Genomic DNA, 24242 nt, shown 5'->3' on the forward strand with positions numbered 1-24242 from the left:
AAAATCTAAACCATGAAACTGGGCTTAGGAATCGATACTGGTGGGACATACACCGATGCCGTCTTAATGAACCTGGCAGACGGTAGTATTCTTGATTTTAACAAGGCATTAACGACCCATTCCAATCTGGTTGAAGGAATCGAAAACGTAGTTGCAGGCTTAAAACAGGGATACCTGAGCAATATAAAACTTGTTTCGGTATCCACAACTCTTTCTACAAACTCTACACTGGAAGGCAAGGGCCATCCTGCAGGGCTGATCCTGGCAGGCTACACAGTTAATGGAGACATTCCTGCAAGTGAAACAATTTCAATAGATGGTGGTCATGATTCGAAAGGGAACGAAGTTGGCTGTCTTGACCTTAAATCTGTGGAAGAATTCATTCAAAACACCAGAGGCAGGCTCTTTTCATATGCCGTATCTTCTTATTTTTCCGCGAGGAATCCGGAACATGAGCTTTCGGTTAAAAAAACAATAGAACAGCTAACCGATAAACCCGTGGTCTGCGGGCATGAACTTTCCCTGAGCCTGGGGGCTTACGAAAGGGCGGTAACCGCAACATTAAACGCTCGTCTGATCCCGATAACTTCCCAGTTCATCCGGGCTGTTTTGTCGGTAATGGAGGCAAGAAACATCAAAGCTCCGATGATGGTTATGAAATGTGACGGCTCCCTTGCCCGCATTGAAGAAGCTCTTGAAAAGCCGGTGGAGTCTATTTTTTCCGGTCCTGCAGCAAGTCTTGTAGGGGCTGCCCATATCAGCGGTTTGAAAACCTGCGTGGCTGTGGATGTGGGAGGCACGAGCACCGATATCGCCCTGATAGAGGACGGGGTTCCCGAGATCAGTGAAAGCGGGGCTGTGGTCGGAAACTTGAAAACCATGGTGAAGGCGGTCAGGATAAGGACCTCGGCTATGGGGGGAGACAGCCATGTCTGGGTACAGAAAAAACTCTACATCGGCCCGAACAGAGTAGTCCCCCTCTGCCTTGCGGCTTCGGAATATCCTTTCCTCGAAGACCGGTTGAGGAAAGCCGAAAGAATATCGGACAGGATGATGGACGATATCTTCCAGCCAACAAGCTTCTTTGTAAGGAGTGAAAATCCCGAATCCGATGATGATCTGCAGGACCTTAATTACTCTATCGAATTTGAACTGGAAAACCATGAGCGCCAGATCTTTGCTGCTATAGGGTACGAACCGGTTTCAGTATACGAGATTGCAGAAACGGTTGGAAAACATCCGTTGCAGTTTGTAAAGGCTTTGCGTTCCCTGGTCCAGAAGCGCTGCATCTATCATATAGGTTTCACCCCTACGGACGCTCTCCATGTGCTTGGGGAATATGAAATGTGGAACAGTAACGCATCTATTCGGGGCGCGGAACTTCTAGGTAACTACCTCGGGCTGGATCCTGTAAGTTTTTCCCGGGAAATAAAAAGAATTTTTGCAAAAAATATCGCTCTTGACCTGCTGGCATTCTTTGCAAAAGACTTCAAGCGGGAAGACCTTAAAAAACTGCTGGAAAGTTCTCGCTTCACAAAGTTCAAAATCGATATTCCGGTCGTAATGATCGGGGCTCCGGTCAGGGCCTACGTGCCAGAACTCAGAGAGTTTATCGACGCAGATATCCGGGTTCCCGAATTCCATGAGGTGGGCAACGCCGCAGGAGCCCTTGCCGGCAACATCATCAAGAGAAGTGAAATTCTAATCCGTCCGGCAGGTTCCGGAACCGAGCAGTATTATGTGTTTTCTGAAGTAGAACGGAGGGTCGCAGATAATTATCATGAGGCTGTGGACTATGGGCTGGAGCTTATGGGAAAACTGATTTTTGGTCATATGGACGGGTACGGGCTTCCGAAAGAGCAGGTCCGTTTTGACCTTGAAAGAAAGGACTTCACTCCGGGTTTCGGGGCCCAGAAAGAGACCCGCCTGATGGGCCTTGGCATCGGAAACCCTCTGAAACTTAAATAAATCTCAACCGATAACTTTGTTCTTAAATACCTTCTTCTTTTTTTCCTTCCCACTTTAATTTTTCCTGAAGTTTCGGGCCTGATTTTGTCACGGGCTTTGATAATCTCAAACCCTTTAATTATTTCCTTCCATTTGATTATCCCGGGGATCCTGTCGAGGTGAAACCGGCTGATTCAATCTAAACCTGGAAAAAAACGCTATCGGCTATGTTATATATTCGGATTCCCGAAATATATTATGAGTAATATGAAACTTGGCTTAGGGATCGATACGGGTGGCACATACACTGATGCCGTTATAATGGACCTTTCGGACGGAAGAGTACTTGAAACGAATAAGACCCTGACAACTCATTCGGACCTCCTGTTAGGAATAGAAGGGGTAATCTCCGGCCTGAATCCCGGATATCTGAAAGATATCAGGCTTGTTTCCGTTTCCACAACCCTTGCAACGAACTCGACCCTGGAAGGGAAAGGGCATCCTGCAGGCCTGGTCCTTGCAGGGTATTCGATTAACAGGGAACTGCCTGTACAGCACACGGTTTCCGTTAGTGGCGGCCATGATGCTAACGGAAGTGAGGCAGACCTGCTGGACCTGGAAGCTGTCAGGAACTTTGTTAATTCTACAAAAGGCAGGGTTTTTTCATATGCAATCTCTTCATACTTTGCTGCCCGGAACCCCGAACATGAACTTGCCGTAAAAGAGTGTATCCGGGACCTTACGGAAAAGCCGGTCGTATGCGGGCACGAACTTTCCATGGACCTCGGGGCTTACGAAAGGGCGGTTACGGCTACTCTTAATGCCCGCCTGATTCCTATTAATTCCATGTTTATCCGATCCGTCCTGGCTGCGATGAGGGCGAAAAATATCAGTGCTCCTCTCATGGTTATGAAATGTGACGGTTCTCTTGCCAGGCTGGAAGAAGCAGAGGAAAAACCTGTAGAATCCATTTTTTCCGGTCCGGCAGCAAGTCTTGTCGGGGCTGCGCACATAAGCAGGCTAAAAAACTGCGTAGCTGTGGACGTGGGGGGTACAAGTACCGATATCGCCTTTATCAAGGACGGAGTCCCGGAGATCAGTGATACCGGGGCGGTTGTCGGGGACTGGAGAACAATGGTCAGGGCGATCAGAATGAGGACATCGGCAGTGGGCGGAGACAGCCATGTCTGGATTCGGAATAAGTTTTTCATAGGGCCTAACAGGGTTATCCCCCTCTGTCTGGCAGCAGAGCGTTTCCCGAACCTTATCGATAAGCTTTCCAGAACCGGCAAACTTCGGGAAAGGGTCATGGACGACGTCCTGCAGCCCACAAGTTTTTTTGTCCAGAACCACCCGACCGAAACTTATGAAGATTATTCTTCCTTTAATTACACGGTTGAATTCGAACTGGACAGGTACGAAAGGAAAATCTTTGATGCTCTCGGCGATGAACCGATTTCCGTAGCAGAGCTCTCCGAAAAAACCGGTGATCATCCTCTTCTCTTTACAAAAACCCTGCGTTCCCTTGTCCAGAAACGCTGCATAAACCAGATAGGGTTTACCCCTACCGACGCCCTGCATGTGCTTGGGGAGTACGAAGCCTGGGAGAAAAAAGCATCCTGTTTGGGTGCACAGGTTCTTGGCAGCGCGCTCGGGCAGGGGGAAGAGGACTTTTGCAGGGCGGTTAAACAAAAGTTTGCAAAGAATATTGCGCTGGAGTTAATTGCTTTTTTTGTAAGGGACCTCAGGAAAAGTGACCTTGAAAAAGTCATGGGCAGCTCGGCTTATACCAAATTCAAGATAACAGTTCCGGTGGTGTTAATAGGGGCCCCGGTCAGGGCGTATGTTGACGAATTGCTTGAGTTCGTAGATGCGGATATCCGGATTCCGGAGCACCATGAGGTAGGAAATGCCGTTGGGGCTCTTGTCGGGAGCATAATTAAGCGAAGTGAGGTTCTGATTCGCCCTGCAGGGCCTGGGAACGAAAAATACCTGGTATTTTCGGAAAAAGAAAGGAAAATATCCGGGAATTACCAGGAAGCCCTGGATTACGGGCTTGAGCTGAGTGAGCGCCTGATCTCCGAGCACATGGAGGTTTACGGGCTTGACATGGAACAGGTCTTTTTCAACCTGGAAAGAAAAGATACCCGAAAAGGAACGGGGTCTCCCCTTGAAACAAAGCTGCTGGGGCTCGGAATCGGAAGCCCCTTGAAACTGAAATGAGGATAAATTCTTTTTTATTTTTCAGCCCAGTTTTTCCTTATCAGGAGAACCAAAACAGGAGTATCCCGGGGACAAAGAGAAAATGATAGGTATTGACATGAAACTGGAAACTCTTGTTAATAATGGCCCTGCAGTTATTTTCCTCTGCAGGGCAGAAACCGGCTGGCCTGTAGAAACCGTTACGGCAAACATTGTACGGTTCGGGTATTCCCCGGAAGATTTTATTTCAGGAGGTCTCAGGTACGCTGATATTATATACCCTGCAGATCTGGAAATAGCCGTTTCTAAGTTTTCCGCTTATGTAGAAAAAGATTACAGAGGAAAAGATCCGGACTGCAAAGTGGAATACGGAGAATACAAAGGGGAAGCCGGAGGGCACAAAAGGAATGCCAAGGGAAATCTCGGGAAAGGCCGCGGAGGGTACGACTCCTTTACCCAGCAGTACAGGTTCCTGAATAAATCCGGGAACGTGCTGTGGGTCGAAGCCGAAATCAAGGTTTTGGAAGAAGAGGAAGGGAAAGCATGTTTGTTTCAGGTTACTGTCTTTGATATCTCCCGGTGGAAACATACAGAAAAAACGATGCCTTCCGCCCTGGATACGGAAAATGAACTTAAGAGAATAATTAACAGCGGGCATGTAATCGTCTTCCTCTGGAGAGCCGAACCTGGCTGGCCGGTAGATTTTGTCTCTGAAAACATATCCGAACTGGGGTATACGCCTGAAGATTTCACCTCCGGGAGCATTTTTTATACCGATATTATACACCCTGATGACCTGGACAATGTAAGGGCTGAGGTTTCAAAGAATACCGAAGGGGGGCGGGACTATTTCAGCAAGGAATACCGGATCCTGGCAAAATCCGGGGAAGTCCGTTATGTGGACGAAAGGACTCTGATCCGGAGAAATGAAAAAGGCGAAATTACCTGTTATCAGGGCATACTTCTGGATATTACCCAACGCAAAAAAGCCGAAGTTGCACAGAGGCTCAACGCGTCCAGGCTTGAAGCCCTTGTAAAACTTGATCAGATGGCGGGGGCCTCTTTAAAAGAGATCACGGACTTTGCTAGGGAAGAAGCTGTCCGGTTGACCGGCAGCAAACTCGGGTACCTGGCTTTTATGGACGCATATGAAAGCACCCTTGTAATGCATTCCTGGTCTGACAGTGCGATGGAAGAGTGTTCGATTGAAGATAAGCAGTTTATCTACCCGGTAAAGAGTATGGGGCTCTGGGGAGAGGCTGTAAGGCAGCGAAAACCGATTATTACCAATGACTATCCTGCCCCGAACCTCTTGAAGAAAGGGTATCCGAAAAACCATGTGCACCTGATCAGGCATCTGAATATCCCGGTCTTTGACGGAAAGCGGATAGTTGCTGTTGCGGGGGTGGGAAACAAAGAGGAAAACTACGATGAATCAGATGTCCGGCAGCTAACTTTGCTAATGCAGGGTATGTGGCAGCTTATCCAGAGAAAACAGCTCGAAGAAGCCCTCAGGACATATTCCGGGGAACTATCCAGGGCAAATGAGGAACTCCGTTCCGTGAATATGATGAAAACCGAATTCGTGGAAGAAATGAGGTTTCCCGAAAGGGCGGAGTACGGGGAAATTATGGATTATGAGACGCTTTATGCTATTGACAGCCAGCAGCAAAAGGCGGTTAATACTTTTATCCATTATTCCGAAAAGCTGCGCCGCCTTGTCGATTCCCTTCTCTACCAGAGCCTGGAAAAAGCAGGGAAGATCGATTATTCCTTCGAAGGAATGCAGCTAAAAGATGTCCTTTCGGACGCTTTCTTAAACAACGTTTTTCTGATCGGTGAAAAAGCCCTGGAGGTTGAAAAAGAAGTCCCTGCCAGTTTGCCCGAAATCAGGGGTGATAGGGAAAAGCTGACAGCCCTTTTTACCGCCCTTGTCGACCATGCCATAAAATTCACCCCGCAGGGGGGGAAGCTGGCACTGGAAGTAAAAGAAGGGGCAGATAATGTCCACATCGTGATTGCAGACAGCGGAAAGGGAATAAGTAAAGAGCTTATACCCTATCTTTTTGACCGGCTTTACCAGGTCAACGACTCCGTAACTCGAAGGTACCAGGGGCTTGAATCGGGGCTCTATATCTGTAAAAATATTGTCGATGCCCACAAAGGGGAGATCTGGTTCGAAAGTGAAGAAGGTTTGGGTAACCTTATGCATGTGAAACTCCCAAAGTGATCAAAATGGCGCGTGAGCTGGAATGAAACTGGAATTGTTGGGAACCTTATTCCTATCCGATAAGAGAAAAGACCTTCTGATGCTGTTGGTTGAAAGGCCCAGAGAAATCGAAGAGATCAAGAACACTCTTGGCGGAACTTCGAGTGCGATTATGGCCCAGATCAAGATCCTGATAGGGCAGGGACTAATTGTCCACGAGGGGGAAATGTATAAACTTTCAAGCTTGGGGGAAGTGATCGTAAATAAGATGGACCCTCTCCTGAAAACCCTGAACGTATACGAAGAAAATAGGGATTACTGGCAAAACCATAATGTCAACTCCATCCCTTCTTATCTCCTTAACCAGATCGAAGATCTGGGGCACTGCGAACTCGTCGAGCCCGAACTGGATCGGATGTACGATCTCCCGAAGCGAATCGAAACCGAACTCTTTAAATCAAGGTACCTGATGGAAGTCTCCTCCTATTTCAGCCCGGCTCTTCCTTCCCTGTATATCGAACTCATAAGAAAGGGAATCAACGTCTCCTTAATTATTACCGATCCCGTTTTTGAAAGGTTCAGGAACGAATATTTTGAACTCCTGGAAGAGTATCTCAATAAGGAAAATGCTAATTTGTTTGTCTGCACCTGCAATATCGGGCTTGCCTCCAGCATCGTAACCGACCGCTTTCTTGCCCTCTCTTTTTTTTATAAGAACGGAATATACCACAACCATGCACTGATGAGCGTAGAAAAAGACTCGATAAGCTGGGGAGAGAGCCTTTTCCTTCACTACAGGAAAAATTCACGGCAGATTACCACGTCGGAACTCTAAAATCAAATTAGAAACATAAATTCAATTAAAAAAATAATCAAATTAATTAAATTATAAAGATCTTAAATTATAGGGACACATGAGTGACTACAACTTAAGAGACCGTTTCCTGAGTGTATTGAAAGGGAAGGCTGCGGATAGGGTGCCGGTACTTTCCGTTACCCAGACAGGAACTGTTTCTCTCATGGAAAAGTGCGGGGTTTTCTGGCCTGAAGCCCACAGCAATCCTGAAAAAATGGCAGCTCTTTCCCTGGCCGCCCATGAAATTACGAAGCTGGAGGCTGTAAGGTACCCTTATTGCGTAACGGTACTTTCCGAAGCGATGGGATGCGAGGTCATCAGGGGCACAAAGGAGATCCAGCCCTATGTAAAGGTTCCTCCTCTTGGAAAATCCGGGAACTTGCCGGAAATTCCGGATTCCCTGCTGGAAATGGGCAGGATCCCAACGGTCCTGAAAGCAACCTCTCTCCTGAAATCTAAAACCGAAGAGTCCCTCCCCCTGATCGCGGGGATAGAAAGCCCGGCTGCCCTTTGCTCCAGGCTCCTGGGGGCGAATAACTACCTGGGACAGCTTCTAAGATCCCCGGACTATATCAGGGAATGCCTTGAAATCAATACCGAAGCCTGTATTGAGTATGCAAATGCCCTTTTTGAGGAAGGTGCGGATGCGGTCTGTGTCCCGGACGGTATATCAGGCCCTGACCTTTTAAGTCTGGATATCTTTGACCGTTTAATAAAACCTGCTTACGGGCATTTTTGTAAAAAGGCAAGAGGAATGAAAATACTGCATATGTGCGGGAATGCTTCCCCTTTTCTGGAAACTCTCTCAGAATGTGGTTTTGAAGGCATTAGTGTTGAAGAAAAAGTCCGGGACCTGAAAGGTGCAAAGAAAAGCCTCGGAAAAGGGATCTGCCTTATAGGAAACGTTGCCAGTTCCTCAACCCTCCTTTGCGGCAGCCCCGAAGATGTAAAGGCTGAAGCAAGAAAATCCCTGGAAAGTGGGGTTGATATCCTTGCTCCCGGCTGTGGAATTGCTCCTCTTACCCCTCTTGAAAATATGAAGGCGCTGGTCGAGGCCAGAGATGAGTATTACGGTTCCTCTTTTTCAAGTTTCGAAGGCTGCAGGTCCGAATGTTATGAATCTGGATGTTATGAGTCAAAATACTGGAAAACATACTCGAAATAAACTTTAAACCTTTTTTTATAATCTGAATCTAATTGCTTAACCTGAATTGAATTTCTCATTGAATTTCTCATTGAATTTCTCATTGAATTTCTCATTGAATTTCCTATTGAATTTTCCATTGAATTTTCCATTAAATTTTTATCGAATTTTCCATTTAATTTCTCACTCAAATAATCTCATTGCCGCAATATCCTCTTTGTCGGTTATTTTCCCTTTTTGAGAGAGCTGGATTTTTCCTGTAGTTTTTGAGGTTTTTGAGGTTTTTGAGGACATTATGCTCCTGAAATAGGGCATTGATATTATCAAAGTGCTTGATAATCTTCGGGTTTCTTCCTTTATTCATGGTCCTGTCGAGGTCAGGGGTCTGGAGCTATTCAGGGGGGCTTTCAAGATCAAAACCTCCTTGAATCCTCGAAGTCCTGTCAACATCAAAAGCTTCGAAAATATTGGGAAGTAAGTTCTTATCAAAAGGCCTGAGAAAATCAGATATAGGTGGAAAAACGCTATCGGTTATGCTATATATTAGCCAGTGTATATTAAACATTGCAAGTGCGGTTTTACAGAATCTGTGTTACTGTTAACCGTAATGTCTGAAGGAATTTCAGACTTTTTTGACGGACGCAAAAAGGTGGCTTTGAAGGGCATTTTTGCCTTAAGACTTATGAGAAGCCCGTTTTTCCTGAATATAGGAGGTTTAATATGGCAATTGAAAATGAGAATCAAGGAGCGGACGCTATCTCCGAGGAAGAGCTATTCAGACAGATGGCCGAAGCGGTTGTTGATGGAGACGACGAGATCATAGAAGAACTTGCAAACAGGGTACTTGAGCTTAACATCGACCCCTATACCGCAATTGTTGAAGGGCTTACCAAAGGCATGTCCATTGTAAGTGACATGTATGAGAATGGGAAAGCCTTCGTCCCGAACTTGATGGTTTCCGCAGGTGCGATGTACGAAGGGCTGGATATCCTCTCCCCCTACCTGAAGAGCGATTCCACGAACAAGCCTTCCAAGATCATTATCGGGACCGTCGAAGGTGATGTGCACGACATCGGCAAGAATCTTGTTAAAACCATGATGACTGCAGCCGGTTTTGACATGATTGACCTGGGCTCGGACGTGCCCCTAAGCAGTTTTGTAAGCAGCGCAAGGGACCAGAAAGCCGATGCTATTTCCATGAGCACCCTCATGACAACAACCATGCAGGGTATGGAAAAGGTCATCGAACAGCTCAAAGAAGAAGGGTTAAGAGACTCTCTTCTGGTCATGGTCGGTGGCGCTCCCATCAATGCGGACTATGCGGCAAAAATAGGGGCTGACGCAACCAGGGATGATGCAAGTGCAGCTACCGAGTGGTTAAAAGGAGCTATTGTCGAACTTCCGGATGCTGATCTCAGGTGGAGTGAGAAACAGATCAGCCTGAACAAAGTAAAATACAAGGAAGAGCTGGCTAAGAAGGGCACGGTTGAAGCCGTGGATATCGGGCTTGAGACTGCAAAGGCAATTATCGAAGAGTTTGAGAGCGTGGGCGTAAAAACAAAGGAGAGCATGACCCATGCGGACAGGACAGTTTCTGCCATGTCCGATAAGAAGGTCGACCGTCTGCCTGTCTATCCCCTTGCCTGCGGAGTTCTGAGGAAGTTTGCTCCCGTGACCTATAAGGAGTATGCCACAAACGAGGATGCTTTTGTCCAGAGCGCTTACCTGGGATCAAAGTACCTTGACCTCGATATGTTTGTCGGGCTGATCGACCTTTCCATCACTTCGGCAGACCTGGGCTGCGGGGTTAAGTTCCCTGAAGAAGACACTCCTTCTTCCGAGGGTCACCTCGAAGACTATGAAAAGATCGAGGTTCCTGAAGTTAAGGAAGGGACAAGGGCTTATGAACTGATTAAAGCAACAAAGCTTGCAAGAGCCAAACTGAACAGCGAACTGGCAACTCCGATGGTGGGTTTCCATGAAGGCCCCCTCCTTACCCTGACCCAGCTCATGGGTGCAAGCCGGGTGCTCGGGGATATGAACACCAACCCCGATGTCGTACTCAAAGCCGTGGACAAATGTGCGGACTATGTCGCCGAGGTTTCCAGGGCTTTCTTTGAGGAAGACGCCTGCGATGCCCTCTGTATCGACAACCTCTGGTCCAACAATGTCATCATGGGACAGGACGACTACTGGAAATTCGACGGGCAGTTCGTGTACAACAAGCACGTCCCGGTCTTCAAGGAATACGACCAGCCTTATATCATCCACAACTGTGCCGACGCTGTCCACTACGATATCCAGATCTCGAAGTTCGGGACAGGCCTGTACAGCTATGCCTACTATCCCTCCGGGAAGGGCAAGGGTTCCTACAGTTACGACGAACTCATCCCGAAGTACGGGAAAACCTGCTGCATGATGGGTGAAGTGGACCCGATCCAGTTCCTGGACAACTCGCCGGAAGGCGTCCAGAAAATCAGAAACGACACGGAAAGCAACCTGAGAGGCGCTATCCAGGCCCTTAAAGAGAACGGTTTCCAGTCCAAGTACGTAATGTCCACGGGCTGTGAAATCCCGCCAGGTGCACCTCTTGACACCTCGAAAGCAATGGTTGATGTGGTAAAGGAGCTCGGTCCCGAACTCCAGAAGATGATAGGATAAATAAATTCTATCTTCTTTTTCCAATAAAAGCTTCCTAAAAAAATCCACACAAAACGGGATAGCCCTCAGGGCTGTCCCCTACCTCCACAAAAGAATCTGCTACTTGTATAAAATCCGGTTTGTATTTCAGAAAAACCCAATTTCAGAATAATCCGGCCTCTTCACTGAACTGTAAGGAAATTTCCTTTCAGGAAAATCTTCCTGAAAGTGCTGGCGAACCCTACAAAACTCCCTTACAAAACGCCCTTACAAAACGCCCCTACAAAACGAATGTGCAAAACGAACCTGTAATACGAATGTGCAAAGCGAACCTGCAAAACGACCTACAAAAAGATCACCGGAACGTCATTACCTTATACATCAGTGAAGAGTGTCCTATATCATAATATATTGATGTTGAGAGGTGGAAATGAATGAAAAGTTCAGGAAAGTCCGGAACAGGAAAAATAAGATCTCAACAACGGTTTCGAGGAACATTTTCGGGGCATATGACCGTGGTTTCAACTGCTCTTCAGAATGTTTTTCTTTCAGATACTCGGTTCTTGAGCTTTACCTGCCGGGGTATGAAATCTGCGGAAACCCTCTGAAAACGGCATGTTCCTCAAGCACGGGAAATCCCGGATTCCTGCAAACGGACAGTTAGTCGAAAGTCGGGGAGCTGTCTTTCCAGGCGGGAATGACTTATTCCGCTCTCGCAGAAATATATGAAAACGATAAAGAAAAGAAAATTTCCTTGAAATGGCTGGCTTCCGGATTTTCGCACCTGCAGATGCTGCTAAGGAAAATTATCAGCGATTTTGATTCGGTTCTCTGAGACTTCCCTGAGTCACCTGCCTGCATAAACCGGAAACCCCGGTCGCTAAAACTTCAACAGCGATTTACGGATAGGGGTCATACTAATAGTTAAACAGACCGATAAATTTCCAATAACTAAATCAAATTGATGACAGTACTTTTTCCCTTTCTCAAGATACTGTTATAATATATATCCCTCGAAGCAGACCTTCAGTGTCCAATTCCCTCTCCATGCACTAATATTTATTTCCCAGTGCATAGGGAAACATGGAGTCTGTATTTCAGAAAGAAAATCCCCGGTCGGGTACCTGCGAAAAGTTCGCATTTGCCATTTTAACGGGCTTTTAAAGCAGTCCGAAAAACCGGGACCAATAGCCAAAAACGAAAGATAGGGCCCGATGCCCGGACCCCAGTAACCTCCAGGCCAAGAGGGCATCAGCCTTCTGAACCAGGGAGTGGTACCCTTCAAACCCGTATTTGCCATTTTTACGGGTTTGAAGGCTTTACCCTCTCCTCATCTGAATTTCATCATTTGAATCTTATCATCTGAATCTTATCATCTGAATTTTTCAGAGGTTTGAATTTCCACTCCATTACTTCCACTCCATTATATGTTGCTAGATATGTTGCTATAATTACTGTATGTGGAGTCCTGGTCGTCAACTTCAATCGATTTTTTACAATACTTATTATGCGTAAAAGAGGAAACGAGGAAAAGGGTTGTGCGAACATGAGATGTATAATACTGGGGGGCTTCCTTGGAAGCGGAAAAACCACAACTATCAGGAAACTTGTGGAGACTCCTGGAATAAAGGGTGAAAAAACGGCGGTAATTGTGAATGAAATCGGAGAAATCGGGATTGACGGGGACACGGTTTCGGCCGGAGGGGTAGAGACCCGGGAGATCACCAGTGGCTGTATCTGCTGTACTCTTCGGATCAGCCTGGAACAAACCCTGAGAGCCCTGATGCAAGACTACCGCCCGGAAACAGTGATTATCGAGCCCACGGGAATTGCTTTCCCGAAACAGATAAAAGACAACATTTCAGCCATGAATATCCCGGGGATTTCCATGGCACCCATAGTGAACATCCTTGATGCGAGCCGGTTTAAGCCCGAAGAAGGCCTCCAGAATTTCATCAAATACCAGATTGAGGATGCGGAAGTGCTCTGTATCAACAAGGTCGACCTCATAGACAGGGTGCGCCTTCTGGAAATCTGTGTTTTCCTGCGCAAAATGAACCCAAAAGCCCGGATAATTCATTTTTCTGCCAGGGAAGACGGAGAGATCGAAGAGATCGTGGAAATACTGCTTGAGGGGAACACCGGAAGCATCAAAAAATCTACGATCTCCAAAAGTAATAAAAGAGGTCAAATGGAAGGCTCTGCATCGGAAAGAACCCCATCGCATGACAGAATTCCAGTAGCTTGCAGGTTACAGGTAGGCGAAAAAATGCCCCCGGAAGGGAGAGACTCGGTTGAAATGTCCGGAGTCTCGGCATATTCCTCGGAGTTTGAAGTTTTTTCCGATAGCATGACCCTCGATGATGCGATATTTGTCTCCACGGAACTTCTTGAAAGTATAAGAAGCAGAGCCCGGAGCCTGAACCCTGACTTTACGGGACACATAAAGCTTTCCTTCAGCCATCTGGACACCCTTATCCGGGGCAGTGTGACTTCTGCTGCCTCAAGCCCTGAAATTGAGATCTTCAAAAAGGGAAGCGATACGGGATTAAAAATGAAGGTTTTTTCCGCTGTTACGGATGTATCCCAGAAAGCGTTGAGTGAAGCCATCAATGAAGCTGTAACCGAGCAGTTTGAAAAAGGGCAGACGGAAATCAAGAAAGTCTGGCATGCAGCTTCCAGTTCTCACGAACATTGAATGTGGTAACTTTCCGTTGTTGAGGTAACATTTTTCCCCTTCGTAATATTTTTCCCCTTCGTAATATTTTTCCCCTTCGTAATATTTTTCCCCTTCTCTCCTTCTATCTTTTTCTCTCTTCTTCATTCTCTTTCCTGTTCTTCTCCTTTTTCTCTCCTTCTCTTCTCTTTCCTGCTTTTTTCCTTCTTCTTGCATTTCTACTCTGCTTCCAAAGCTTTCAAATGAACAAATTTTTATTTATGTTCAGGTACTTCCTTCAACCAGAACTTCATTTTTATCATATAGGAGAAAAATTTACTCTATACAAACAAAGAGAAGGAAAAGAATTTACTCTATACAAACAAGGAGATTAAAGATGCGCAGGGACTACGTAGACCCGGGCTACAGCCCGATAGACACGGATCTGATCTGTGAATTCCATATTGAACCGGCAGCAGGAATCAGTTTTGAGGAAGCTTCCACCCATATGGCAGGGGAAAGCTCCATCGATTCCTGGACTGAAATTTCCACTCTTAGCCCCGGGCTTGCAGCCAGGTTGAAACCTCACATCTTTTACCTGGATGCAAATACCCAAACGGTCCGGGTGGCTTATTCCGAGGAGCTCTTCGAACTCGGGTCCGTCCCCCAGGTCCTGAGCGCGGTGGCGGGCAACATTTTCAGCATGAAGATTGTGGGCAACCTGCGTCTGCAGGATATCACCTTCCCGAAATCCATGCTCCGGGAGTTTGAGGGACCGAACTTCGGGCTTCCCGGGGTCCGGGATATCGTTGGGGTTAAAGACAGGCCCCTTGTAGGGACAATCGTCAAGCCTAAGGTCGGCCTGACCTCGGAAATGCATGCTGAAGTTGCATACAATGCTTTTGCCGGGGGCTGCGACCTTGTAAAGGACGACGAGAACCTTACTGACCAGAAGTTCAACGGATTTGAAAAGAGGGCGGAACTCACCCTGAAAGTTGCGGAAAAAGCGGAAGCAGAAACCGGGGAGCGGAAAATGTACCTGTGCAATATCACGGCTCCTACCTGCAAGGAAATGGTACGGCGCCTGCACGTGCTAAAGGATCTCGGGGCAAGTTACGCCATGATCGACATCGTGCCCACGGGCTGGACAGCCCTCCAGACCCTCCGGGAAGCAGCCGCAGATGAAGGCCTGGCGCTCCACGCCCACCGTTGCATGCATTCGGCATTCACAAGGAACCCGAGGCACGGGGTCAGTATGCTGCTCGTGGCCAAACTCTGCCGGCTGATCGGGCTTGACCAGCTCCATATCGGTACCGTTGTCGGGAAGATGCACGGGGATAAGAACGAAGTCCTTTCGATCAGGGACGAATGTGTGCTCGATACCGTACCCGCAGATCCAGAACAGCATGTCCTTGCCCAGGACTGGGGAGGGCTAAAACCGATGTTTCCGGTAGCATCCGGAGGGCTTGCCCCTACAATGATTCCTGACCTTTACTCTATTTTCGGAAAAGAAGTCATTATGCAGTTCGGCGGAGGAATCCATGCTCACCCGATGGGCACGGCAGCCGGAGCCGCTGCCTGCAGGCAGGCCCTTGAAGCAAGCCTTGAAGGCATCAGCCTGCAGGACTATGCTAAGGACCACAAAGAACTTGAAGTTGCTCTCGGGAAATGGCTGAAGAAATAAAGCTACATAATGAGCGGCTGCACAATAAGTCCAGGGTATAGTCCAGGTTATTCAGAAAAAGGTTGCTAAGATACAAACTTCTAAATACCGGTTACAGGCTGTAAAAGAAACAATAGCAGAATTATAAGCAGTAAGGAGTTCACCTCTGGTGAAGGTAGAAAACGGAAATAAAAGAGAGACCCAGCTTTTCAGGGTCTCCGAAGAGAACTTTGACGCCGTCCTTGATGAGGCGGCAGAAATTATCCGGAGAGGGGGGACAGTCGCCTTCCCTACGGAAACCGTTTACGGGCTTGGAGCTAATGGGCTGGACCCTGAAGCTGTCAGGAAAATCTTCGAAGCAAAGGAACGGCCGCCCGGCAACCCTCTCAGCCTGCTTGTCCACTCCGGGGAAGACGTCGGAAAGGTCGCAAAAAATATCCCTGAAAAAGCGTTCAGGCTTATGGAAGCTTTCTGGCCCGGCCCCCTTACGATCGTACTTGAGAAAAAAGACATTGTCCCGGAAATTACTTCGGGAAACCTGCCTTCGATAGGTCTCCGCATGCCTGACCACAGGATTCCTCTGGAACTTGTAAAAAGGGCAGGTACTCCTCTTGCTGCTCCGAGTGCGAACCTTTCAGGGAAACCCAGCCCCAGCCTGGCGGCCCATGTTCTGGCTGACCTCACCGGTAGGATTGATGCGGTCATTGACGGAGGGGGGGCAGCCATAGGGCTTGAGTCAACTGTTGTTGATATGACGGTCGAACCCCCGGTAGTGCTGCGACCGGGAGCTGTGGGCATTGTCGAGCTTGAAAGGGTTATAGGTAAAGTCAGGTCCACATATGGAGAACCTGATTCCAGGGCTGTGCCTGAAAAACAGGCAGGGCAGAAATTCAGTCATTATACCCCTGATACGCAGGTCGTGCTTGTGGAAGGGGACAGAAAAAGGGTTTCTGAAAAGATTGGTGCCCTGCTCGAAAATTCCCGGCTTTCAGGGAAGAAAGTCGGGCTTCTGCTCAGTAATGAGACCACAGGTTTTTTTACTTCTGGCGAATTGAGTGCACAGGAATGCTTCTTGCTCGGGTCCCGCGAAGAACCGGAAGAAGCTGCCAGAAGGCTTTTTGAAGGACTCCGGGTTCTGGATGCAAAGAGTCTGGACGTGATTCTGGCTGACGGCTCCTTTTCCCCTTCAGGTCTTGGAGCTGCCCTCCTTAACCGGTTAAGAGAGGCCGCCTCTATAAGGTATTCTGTTTAATTAGGGTGTTCCGGTTAAATTGCAATAGTATAAGTGAGAGTTTGACAGTCAGATTTGATAGTTAGTGATTTTTCAGATACCTGGAGTGATCCCCTTGAACGCAGAAAAAAAAGAAAGAATGGAAAAAGCTCGGGCTTATAAAAAAGTCCGGGACCAGAACAAAAAAGTGACGGCTATAAGCCTCTCAATTCTGGCTGTTGGTCTGCTCTTGATGACTCTCAATATTACTATACTCGGTGTTGGTATAGGGTACTATCTTGTCGTGGCAGGGGTTACTATCTTCTTTGTGACTTCGATTTCAGGGCTCTTTGCTGCGGGATCCCTGCGCAAGCAGAGATAATTTTTCCTTCTTTTCCAAAAGGGGCTTTTCAATATGGGTGAAACGATTGCAAGTAAAGAAATGCATGAATACTTCGATGGGCTTGAGGCAAGGTTAAAAGAGGCAATTGAGATTGCAAACAGGGCCCGGGCTCAGGGTGGAGATCCAAAGCCCACTGTGGAAATTCCCCTTGCCAAAGACCTTGCAGATAGGGTCGAAAACCTTATCGGTGTCCAGGGGGTTGCTGCAAAGATCCGGGAACTTGAGACCCGAATGTCCAGGGAAGAAGCTGCTCTTGAAATCGGGAAACAGGTCGCTGAAGGAGTAGTCGGAAACTTCCCGACAAAAAAAGATGCTGTAGAAGCCGCTATCCGTGTTTCCATGGCAACCCTGACCGAAGGGGTGGTGGCAGCTCCTATCGAAGGAATTGACAAGGTAGACCTCGGAAAAAACGACGACGGCTCTCAGTATATCCGTATCTTTTATTCCGGGCCCATAAGGAGCGCAGGAGGGACTGCGCAGGCCCTTTCCGTGCTTGTCGGGGACTATGTGCGGCGTGGGATCGGGATTGACCGTTACAAGCCAAGAGAAGAGGAAGTAGAGCGTTATGTGGAAGAAATCCTGCTTTACAAGAGGGTTGCAAGCCTGCAGTACACGCCTTCCGAAGATGAAATCCGGCTTATAGTCCGGAACTGCCCTGTATGTATTGATGGGGACCCGACTGAAGAAGCTGAGGTCGAAGGGCACAGGGACCTCGAGAGGATAGGGACGAACCGGGTCCGGGGAGGGATGTGCCTGGTACTTGCCGAAGGGCTAGCTCTCAAGGCCCCCAAGGTCAAAAAGCACGTCAATAAGTTAAAGATGGACGGCTGGGACTGGCTGGAAACCCTTATCGGAGGGGCTAAAAGCGGAGGGAGTGCTGAAGATGATCAGAAAAGTAAGATCAAGCCAAAGGACAAATATATTCGGGACCTGATCGCCGGAAGGCCTGTGTTTTCTCATCCTTCCAGGCCGGGAGGTTTCAGGCTGCGGTACGGGCGGTCAAGAAATACTTCCTTTGCTTCGGCAGGGATTAATCCTGCCAGCATGGTCTTGCTTGACGATTTTATAACTAACGGGACCCAGCTCAAGGTCGAAAGGCCTGGAAAAGCCGCAGCCATGTCGGCCGTTGACTCCATAGAGGGACCTACTGTAAGGCTTTTTTCGGGAGACCTTGTTCGTATAGATAATATAAAGGAGGCATATGAAGTTCGCCCGCAGGTAGAAGCAATTATCGATATCGGAGAAATCCTGATAAATTACGGGGACTTCCTGGAAAATAACCACCCTCTCATGCCTTCACCTTATGTTTTCGAGTGGTGGCAGTACGACTACCAGGCAGCCTGCCCCGAGAAAATTCCAGAAGAAAAGTTGAAAAACCCCTCATCTGCCCTTGCCCTCAGGCTTGCAGAGGAGTATAATGTGCCACTGCACCCGAAGTTTACCTATCTCTGGCACGACATAAACCGGAATGAGTTTGAAGCTCTCCGAAAGTTCGTAGTTGAAAATGGGACTTTCCTGATCGGGGAAGGAATTCTTAAACTGCCCCTTGCAGCTTCTTTTGAAGATGGAATAAAGCCTGTGCTTGAAAAGCTCCTTGTACTGCACAGGGTAAAAGAGGGAGAAACCCTTATCGAAGAGGCTCTTCCGTTTGTTTTGTGTCTCGGGCTTGATAATTCCCTTGAAGAAAAAGCCAGCATGCCAGAAACAGATGATATGGTGGAAGCAGCAGGTGTTTTGAGCGGGTTTAAGGTCTATCCCCGGGCTCCTTCAAGGATAGGGGCACGCATGGGAAGGCCGGAAAAGTCCGACCTGCGCAAGATGTCCCCTGCAGCTCAGGTTCTCTTCCCGATAAGCAATTGCGGAGGAATTACTCGAAACCTTGTTTCCGCTTCTGATTACACTTCCTGCATGAACGGGAAGATAGGGGAGATTGAAGTGGAATTGGGGCTGAGAGAGTGCCCCGCCTGCGGGAAGGAAACTTATTTCTGGCGCTGCGAATGCGGGGAATTTACAAATCCCAAACTTTCCTGCCCCCGCTGCAAGATAGATGTTAGAGGGGCCGAGACCTGTCCCAAATGCGGGAGAAAGCCGACTTCCGTTGCAAACGTAAAACTTGATTTCCGTTCCATTTATAAGAAGGCTTTTGAGAACGTAGGCGAAAGGGAAAAAATGGATTTAATCAAGGGAGTAAAGCGGCTTATGAACGGACAGATGACTCCCGAACCTCTGGAAAAAGGAATCCTGCGCGCAAAACATAATGTCTATATTTTTAAGGACGGAACTGTACGCTACGATATGTCTGATATTCCCCTTACCCATATCAGGGCTGATGAACTTGGAATTACGGCAGCCAAACTCCGGGAACTCGGTTACAGGGAAGATATTTATGGAAAAACCCTTGAGAGGGACGACCAGGTCGTCTGCCTGAAGGTGCAGGACCTTGTGATCTCTTATGACGGGGCCAAGTATATTCTGCGTACTGCACAATACGTGGATGACCTCCTTGTGAAGTATTATAAGGTAGAGCCCTATTACAATGCCGAAACTATCCAAGACCTTGTGGGGGTACTGCTCATAGGGCTTGCTCCCCATACTTCTGCAGGAGTGCTCGGGCGCCTTATAGGGTTTACCAAAGCTTCCGTCGGTTATGCTCATCCTTTTTTTCATGCTTCAAAACGCAGAAATTGTGATGGGGATGAAGACTGCATAATGCTTCTTATGGATGGAATTCTCAATTTTTCGAGAGCATATCTTCCCGACAAAAGAGGGGGGAAGATGGATGCTCCCCTGGTGTTGACTACCAGGATCGACCCCAAGGAAGTGGATAAGGAAGCCCATAACATCGACGTGTCTGCACGTTATCCTCTTGAGTTTTACAGAGCTACGCAGGAAATCAAAAATCCCACCGAACTTGAAGGTATTATGGACCTTATCAGCAGCCGGCTTGGAACTCCCGAGCAGTACGAACATTTCATGTTTACCCACAACACTTCAGATATTGCCGCAGGACCCCTGAAATCTTCATATAAGACTCTTGGAAGCATGATTGAAAAGATGGAGGCTCAACTCTCCCTTGCTAACAAGATAAGGGCAGTGGACGCTCCTGATGTAGCTGAAAGGGTTTTAAAATCCCATTTCCTTCCGGATCTGATAGGGAATCTCCGTTCCTTTTCCAGACAGCGGATGCGCTGCATCAAGTGCGGAGAGAAGTTCAGGCGTCCCCCTCTTACCGGAGCCTGCCCGAAATGCGGAGGTAATGTAGTACTGACCGTGCATGAAGGGGCTGTTCGCAAATACCTTGAGATTTCAAAAGAGATCGGGGAAAGGTACGGGGTCTCCAGCTATACGAGGCAGAGGATCGAGTTGTTGGATTATGATATCCGCTCTTTGTTTGAAAACCACAAGGTCAAGCAGATGGGACTTTCAGATTTTATGTCCGGGTCTGCGCGCTGAAGCAGAGACAGAGAGCTGTACATCATCTAAAAAAAAAATTAATGGTCGGCCGGGAGGGGGATAGGGCAATCTGAAAGCCGAAACAAATCGGAATGTTTATTAATAATGCCTCCAAAGACTTCTGCAGGAGTTTTCTTCTTCTGGAAAACAGGACTTTTTATATTCCGACCGCTTTTTATGAACAAAAGTCCCACTATTGAATAGGATGTTTTCCTATCTACTTTCCCGTTATATATATAATGGTGCCTGAATACATATAGTGTCTGTTTTAATATCTATATCCTTATCGGTATCTTTTTTTTACTACTGTTTAGCTCTTTTCCAGATTTCGACTTAAAGCCTTTCCGGTAAATCTGGGTTTTACTCAAGAGGCAGTCCCAGAGAGTTAATCTGACCGATAAGCTCCGTGAAGTTTTCTACTTCCAGTTCCAGAACCTCTTTCCTTGTCATGCCTATGGACATTTCCCCGTCAACGGAAAGCTGCTCAGGCCCTCTACGTACGATCCTGTTCACTCCGTCTCTTTCAAGGGCTTCTTTGACTTCCATATCATGAACGAAAGCTCTTCCCGGAATAAAGACCGTTTCAGTTACCTTGGAGAGGTCCAGAGCCTTGAAATCGTCAATTGTAATAAGACAGCCAATGTCTTTTTTCAGCGGAACCACGTTTACAGTTCCTCCAAGGGCTTCAAATATTTCCGTAAGCCTGGGGGCTGCTACCTGACCGGTGATGATAGTTGCTTTTTTGGTTACTATGGGAAGTTTTGAAAGGGTTTCCGGTACATTACGGATTGCAAAAGGTGAGCCAATTAACGGGTCTTCCAGTGGCGTTCCTGTGATTCTCATGGAAGGATGTTTTGCTGCGTAACTGCGTACGATTTCGGTGAATTCGGATACCGTATGTGGAGTTATTCCCGGAATGATAGGGGAGTTATTGAGAATCAAACCGTTTTCCTGAAAGTTTGCAAACCTCATAAGGATAGCTCCCTTTGCCCCCATATTTTCAAGGTCACAGAGGGTCTTTTCGAGGACTTCTCCATCATTTATTCCTGGAAGGAGCACTATTGCCCCGTAGACTTCGCAGTGGGCACAGAAGTCCCTGAGAACCTGGATGGAAGCTTCGGGCTCGGGATCTTTCATATATTCGGCTCTCAAAGCCGGGTCTGTCGCAAAGACTGTGAAACTAACTTCCGTAACTCCGTTGTCTATGTAGAAAAGAGCATCATCCGGCTTATTAAAGCCTTTTCCACTGGTATACCCCAGGTGTATCGGGGTGTTGAATTGAGAGAGAAAAGTAACAAGATTCTTCAGTTCGGGATAACAGCTTAAGTCTCCTCCTCCGCTGACAGTGAATTTTTTTACCTCTCCGGTTGTGAAGTAAAGTTTGTTTGCAGTTTCTTCGAGTACCATCTGGAGGGACTTGAAGCCTGAATACGATTCTTTTACACTGCGAGTACAGTAATCGCACCCTTTTTTGAATGGGAGGCAATACTTGCAGCCGAGGGGCTGAACGTCTTTGACCTTCTTAAAGTAGCAGTATTTGCAAAAACCTTTGCAGTCTACCCCGGGATTTCCGCCTACATCGACAACTACTTCCATATTAAACTTTCGTATTACGAGTATATTACTAAATCTTTTTGGTATGATTCGCCTGATATAACCCCTACGTTTTAAAAAAAATTAAATCATATTGCTTTTTTCTCAGAAAAATACTTAAATAAGTGTTGGAGGAAAATTTTGGTATCTTTGAGTAACCCTGAAATTTATTTTTTTCATTGCTACCGTTTTTTTATATAAAACAAGAAAAATAGATTTTACCTTAATAAAATGATTTTTAAAAAAATCCATAAATTCATCTAGCGGAGAACACAAAAGATTTAAGTACCTTCTAAACGAATGAGATTTCATTGGGAAAGTGGACACTTAAAAACGACGCGGTACTTGATTTGTGAGTGCTTTTTAGCACTCTAGTCGGTGACCAGTCCCAAAATGATTTTAATAAATTAAGGAGGAAATTAAAGTGTCTGACACAGTAGACATCTACGACGACAGAGGAAAACTGCTCGAGAGCAATGTCGACATTATGTCCATTGCTCCAACAAGAAACGCAGCAATTAAAAAGATTATCTTGGACACCAAGCGGTCCATTGCAGTCAACCTCGCAGGTATTCAGGGCGCACTTGCCAGCGGCAAGATGGGCGGCAAGGGCCGTCAGATCTTAGGCCGCGGACTCAACTACGATCTTGTAGGCAACGCTGATGCTATTGCAGAAAATGTTCAGAAGCTCGTCCAGGTCGACGAAGGCGACGACACCAATGTTAAGGTCCTTAAGGGCGGAAAGAGCCTTCTTATTCAGGCCCCCTCGTCCAGAATTGCCGCCGGTGCTGACTTCATGTCCTCAACCACCGTCGGTGCAGCATCAGTCACCCAGACCATCATTGACATGTTCGGAACCGACATGTATGACGCACCCATTGCAAAGGCAGCTGTCTGGGGTAGCTACCCGCAGACAATGGACCTGATGGGTGGACAGATTCAGGGTATCCTGAGCATCCCCCAGAACAACGAAGGTCTTGGCTTCTCTCTCAGGAACATCATGGCCAACCACGTTGCAGCAATCACCAGCCGTGGTGCAATGAACGCAGCAGCTCTCTCCTCAATCTACGAACAGTCCGGTATTTTTGAGATGGGCGGCGCAGTCGGTATGTTCGAGAGACAGCAGCTCCTCGGTCTTGCCTGCCAGGGTCTTAACGCCAACAACATGGTATATGATATCGTAAAGGAAAATGGAAAGGACGGTACCATCGGAACCGTCATCGAGTCAATTGTCGGCAGGGCAGTTGAAGACGGTGTAATCTCCGTTGACAAGACCGCACCTTCCGGATACAAATTCTATAAGGCAAACGACGTCCCAATGTGGAACGCTTACGCCGCAGCCGGTACCCTTGCAGCTACTTTTGTAAACTGTGGTGCAGGCCGTGCAGCCCAGAACGTCTCCTCAACACTTCTGTACTTCAACGACATCCTTGAGAAGGAAACCGGTCTCCCAGGATGCGACTACGGTAAAGTACAGGGTGTCGCAGTAGGATTCTCATTCTTCAGCCACTCAATCTATGGTGGCGGTGGACCCGGTGTCTTCAATGGTAACCACGTAGTTACCAGGCACTCCAGAGGATTCGCAATTCCCTGCGTATGCGCAGCAGTAGCTCTGGATGCAGGTACTCAGATGTTCACAATCGAAGCAACATCTGGTCTCATCGGTGACGTTTTCGGATCGATTGAGGAATTCCGCCAGCCGATTAAGGCAGTTGCAGGAGCGCTCTAAACAAATTAAATGAAAGGTCTAAAGATGTCAGACTCTGCTTCAAACACGGAAGATTCTATACAAATCGAAATCTTTCCCAGTAGAATCCTGTCCCCTGAAACCGCTCAGAAGCTTATCTCTGAGCTCTATCAGGTTGACGGGATAATCCGCGTTATGATCCAGGGCCCAAGACTCCCGGAAAGGGTTTCTGCAGGTCCTGGCACTGGGGAAAAGGTCGAACACCCCTTAAGGAAGCCTATTCAGATCGGAGATCAGGTTGTTGAGCTTAAGATCAGTGTAGGCAGGATCAGGCTTGAAATCGCAAATGCCGAAACTAAAGAAAAGGTCAGATCAGTATGCGATAAGATGCTCCCGTTCTCTTTTGAATTCAGGGAAGGGCATTTCCTCAGAAGAAAGCCTACAGTTACTGACTATGCAAAACTTGGTCCTGAAACCGATTCTCGCTTGCTTGGTATGGTAGATCCCAAAGCCAAGGCAAACCAGCTCGTCTTCATCGAGAAACAAGAGAAAGAAGATGACAAAGATAAAGATGAGTGA

Annotated in this window: 17 protein-coding genes; 14 read left to right on the top strand and 3 right to left on the bottom strand. The window is 47.4% G+C overall.

The window, feature by feature from the left end:
• Nucleotides 1-12: 12 nt before the first annotated feature.
• The 5 genes from MSSIT_RS20210 to mtaA all read left to right on the top strand — a co-directional run bounded on the left by MSSIT_RS20210 (nucleotide 13) and on the right by mtaA (nucleotide 8379).
• Nucleotides 13-1968 carry a hydantoinase/oxoprolinase family protein gene (locus MSSIT_RS20210; RefSeq protein ID WP_048174254.1) on the top strand — a complete coding sequence of 652 codons (1956 nt, stop codon included), beginning with the start codon at nucleotides 13-15 and terminating at the stop codon, nucleotides 1966-1968.
• Nucleotides 1969-2214: 246 nt separating this feature from the next.
• Entirely contained in the window at nucleotides 2215-4170 is a 1956-nt protein-coding gene (locus MSSIT_RS20215) for a hydantoinase/oxoprolinase family protein (protein WP_048175155.1), read from the top strand.
• An 82-nt stretch (nucleotides 4171-4252) separates the two neighbouring features.
• Entirely contained in the window at nucleotides 4253-6379 is a 2127-nt protein-coding gene (locus MSSIT_RS20220) for a PAS domain-containing protein (RefSeq protein WP_048174255.1), read from the top strand.
• Nucleotides 6380-6458: 79 nt separating this feature from the next.
• Entirely contained in the window at nucleotides 6459-7193 is a 735-nt protein-coding gene (locus MSSIT_RS20225; RefSeq protein ID WP_231590145.1) for a helix-turn-helix transcriptional regulator, read from the top strand.
• A 79-nt stretch (nucleotides 7194-7272) separates the two neighbouring features.
• The gene (mtaA, locus tag MSSIT_RS20230; protein WP_048174257.1) at nucleotides 7273-8379 is read left to right on the top strand and encodes a methylcobamide:CoM methyltransferase MtaA; all 1107 of its coding nucleotides are present in this window, start codon (nucleotides 7273-7275) and stop codon (nucleotides 8377-8379) included.
• Here the strand turns inward: mtaA and MSSIT_RS23800 are convergent.
• Both MSSIT_RS23800 and MSSIT_RS23805 read right to left on the bottom strand, forming a co-directional pair.
• A complete protein-coding gene (locus MSSIT_RS23800) occupies nucleotides 8343-8549 on the bottom strand; it encodes a hypothetical protein (protein WP_148706089.1) in 207 nt (68 codons plus the stop codon). The two genes, mtaA and MSSIT_RS23800, sit on opposite strands and share 37 nt — an antisense overlap.
• On the bottom strand, nucleotides 8546-8722 hold the full coding sequence (locus MSSIT_RS23805; protein WP_156158919.1) for a hypothetical protein: 177 nt from the start codon (nucleotides 8720-8722) through the stop codon (nucleotides 8546-8548). Before MSSIT_RS23805 ends, MSSIT_RS23800 begins: the two co-directional genes overlap by 4 nt.
• A 356-nt stretch (nucleotides 8723-9078) precedes the next feature.
• Here MSSIT_RS23805 and MSSIT_RS20235 point away from each other — a divergent pair, with 356 nt between their 5' ends.
• The 7 genes from MSSIT_RS20235 (at nucleotide 9079) to MSSIT_RS20275 (ending at nucleotide 20383) form a co-directional block, all read left to right on the top strand.
• The gene (locus MSSIT_RS20235; RefSeq protein ID WP_048174258.1) at nucleotides 9079-11019 is read left to right on the top strand and encodes a uroporphyrinogen decarboxylase family protein; all 1941 of its coding nucleotides are present in this window, start codon (nucleotides 9079-9081) and stop codon (nucleotides 11017-11019) included.
• Between the two features lie 409 nt (nucleotides 11020-11428).
• The gene (locus MSSIT_RS20240) at nucleotides 11429-11662 is read left to right on the top strand and encodes a hypothetical protein (protein ID WP_048174259.1); all 234 of its coding nucleotides are present in this window, start codon (nucleotides 11429-11431) and stop codon (nucleotides 11660-11662) included.
• Nucleotides 11663-12544: 882 nt separating this feature from the next.
• A complete protein-coding gene (locus tag MSSIT_RS20255) occupies nucleotides 12545-13696 on the top strand; it encodes a CobW family GTP-binding protein (protein ID WP_048174262.1) in 1152 nt (383 codons plus the stop codon).
• A 355-nt stretch (nucleotides 13697-14051) separates the two neighbouring features.
• On the top strand, nucleotides 14052-15338 hold the full coding sequence (rbcL, locus tag MSSIT_RS20260) for a type III ribulose-bisphosphate carboxylase (protein WP_048174263.1): 1287 nt from the start codon (nucleotides 14052-14054) through the stop codon (nucleotides 15336-15338).
• Nucleotides 15339-15486: 148 nt separating this feature from the next.
• The gene (locus MSSIT_RS20265; protein WP_048174264.1) at nucleotides 15487-16569 is read left to right on the top strand and encodes an L-threonylcarbamoyladenylate synthase; all 1083 of its coding nucleotides are present in this window, start codon (nucleotides 15487-15489) and stop codon (nucleotides 16567-16569) included.
• A gap of 85 nt (nucleotides 16570-16654) precedes the next feature.
• Nucleotides 16655-16909, top strand: a complete 255-nt coding sequence (locus MSSIT_RS20270; RefSeq protein ID WP_231590147.1) for a hypothetical protein — start codon at nucleotides 16655-16657, stop codon at nucleotides 16907-16909.
• Between the two features lie 33 nt (nucleotides 16910-16942).
• Nucleotides 16943-20383, top strand: coding sequence for a DNA polymerase II large subunit (locus MSSIT_RS20275; protein WP_048174266.1), 3441 nt, complete (start codon nucleotides 16943-16945; stop codon nucleotides 20381-20383).
• Between the two features lie 360 nt (nucleotides 20384-20743).
• Here the strand turns inward: MSSIT_RS20275 and mmp10 are convergent, their stop codons facing one another.
• A complete protein-coding gene (gene mmp10 / locus MSSIT_RS20280) occupies nucleotides 20744-21979 on the bottom strand; it encodes a methyl coenzyme M reductase-arginine methyltransferase Mmp10 (protein ID WP_048174267.1) in 1236 nt (411 codons plus the stop codon).
• A 421-nt stretch (nucleotides 21980-22400) separates the two neighbouring features.
• On the opposite strand from mmp10, the gene mcrB reads away from it, so the two are divergent.
• Both mcrB and mcrD read left to right on the top strand, forming a co-directional pair.
• Complete coding sequence (gene mcrB / locus MSSIT_RS20285; RefSeq protein ID WP_048174268.1) at nucleotides 22401-23705, top strand: coenzyme-B sulfoethylthiotransferase subunit beta; 1305 nt, start codon at nucleotides 22401-22403, stop codon at nucleotides 23703-23705.
• A 24-nt stretch (nucleotides 23706-23729) separates the two neighbouring features.
• Nucleotides 23730-24242, top strand: a complete 513-nt coding sequence (mcrD, locus tag MSSIT_RS20290) for a methyl-coenzyme M reductase operon protein D (protein WP_048174269.1) — start codon at nucleotides 23730-23732, stop codon at nucleotides 24240-24242.

It is taken from the genome of Methanosarcina siciliae T4/M (assembly GCF_000970085.1).
GTDB lineage: Archaea > Halobacteriota > Methanosarcinia > Methanosarcinales > Methanosarcinaceae > Methanosarcina > Methanosarcina siciliae.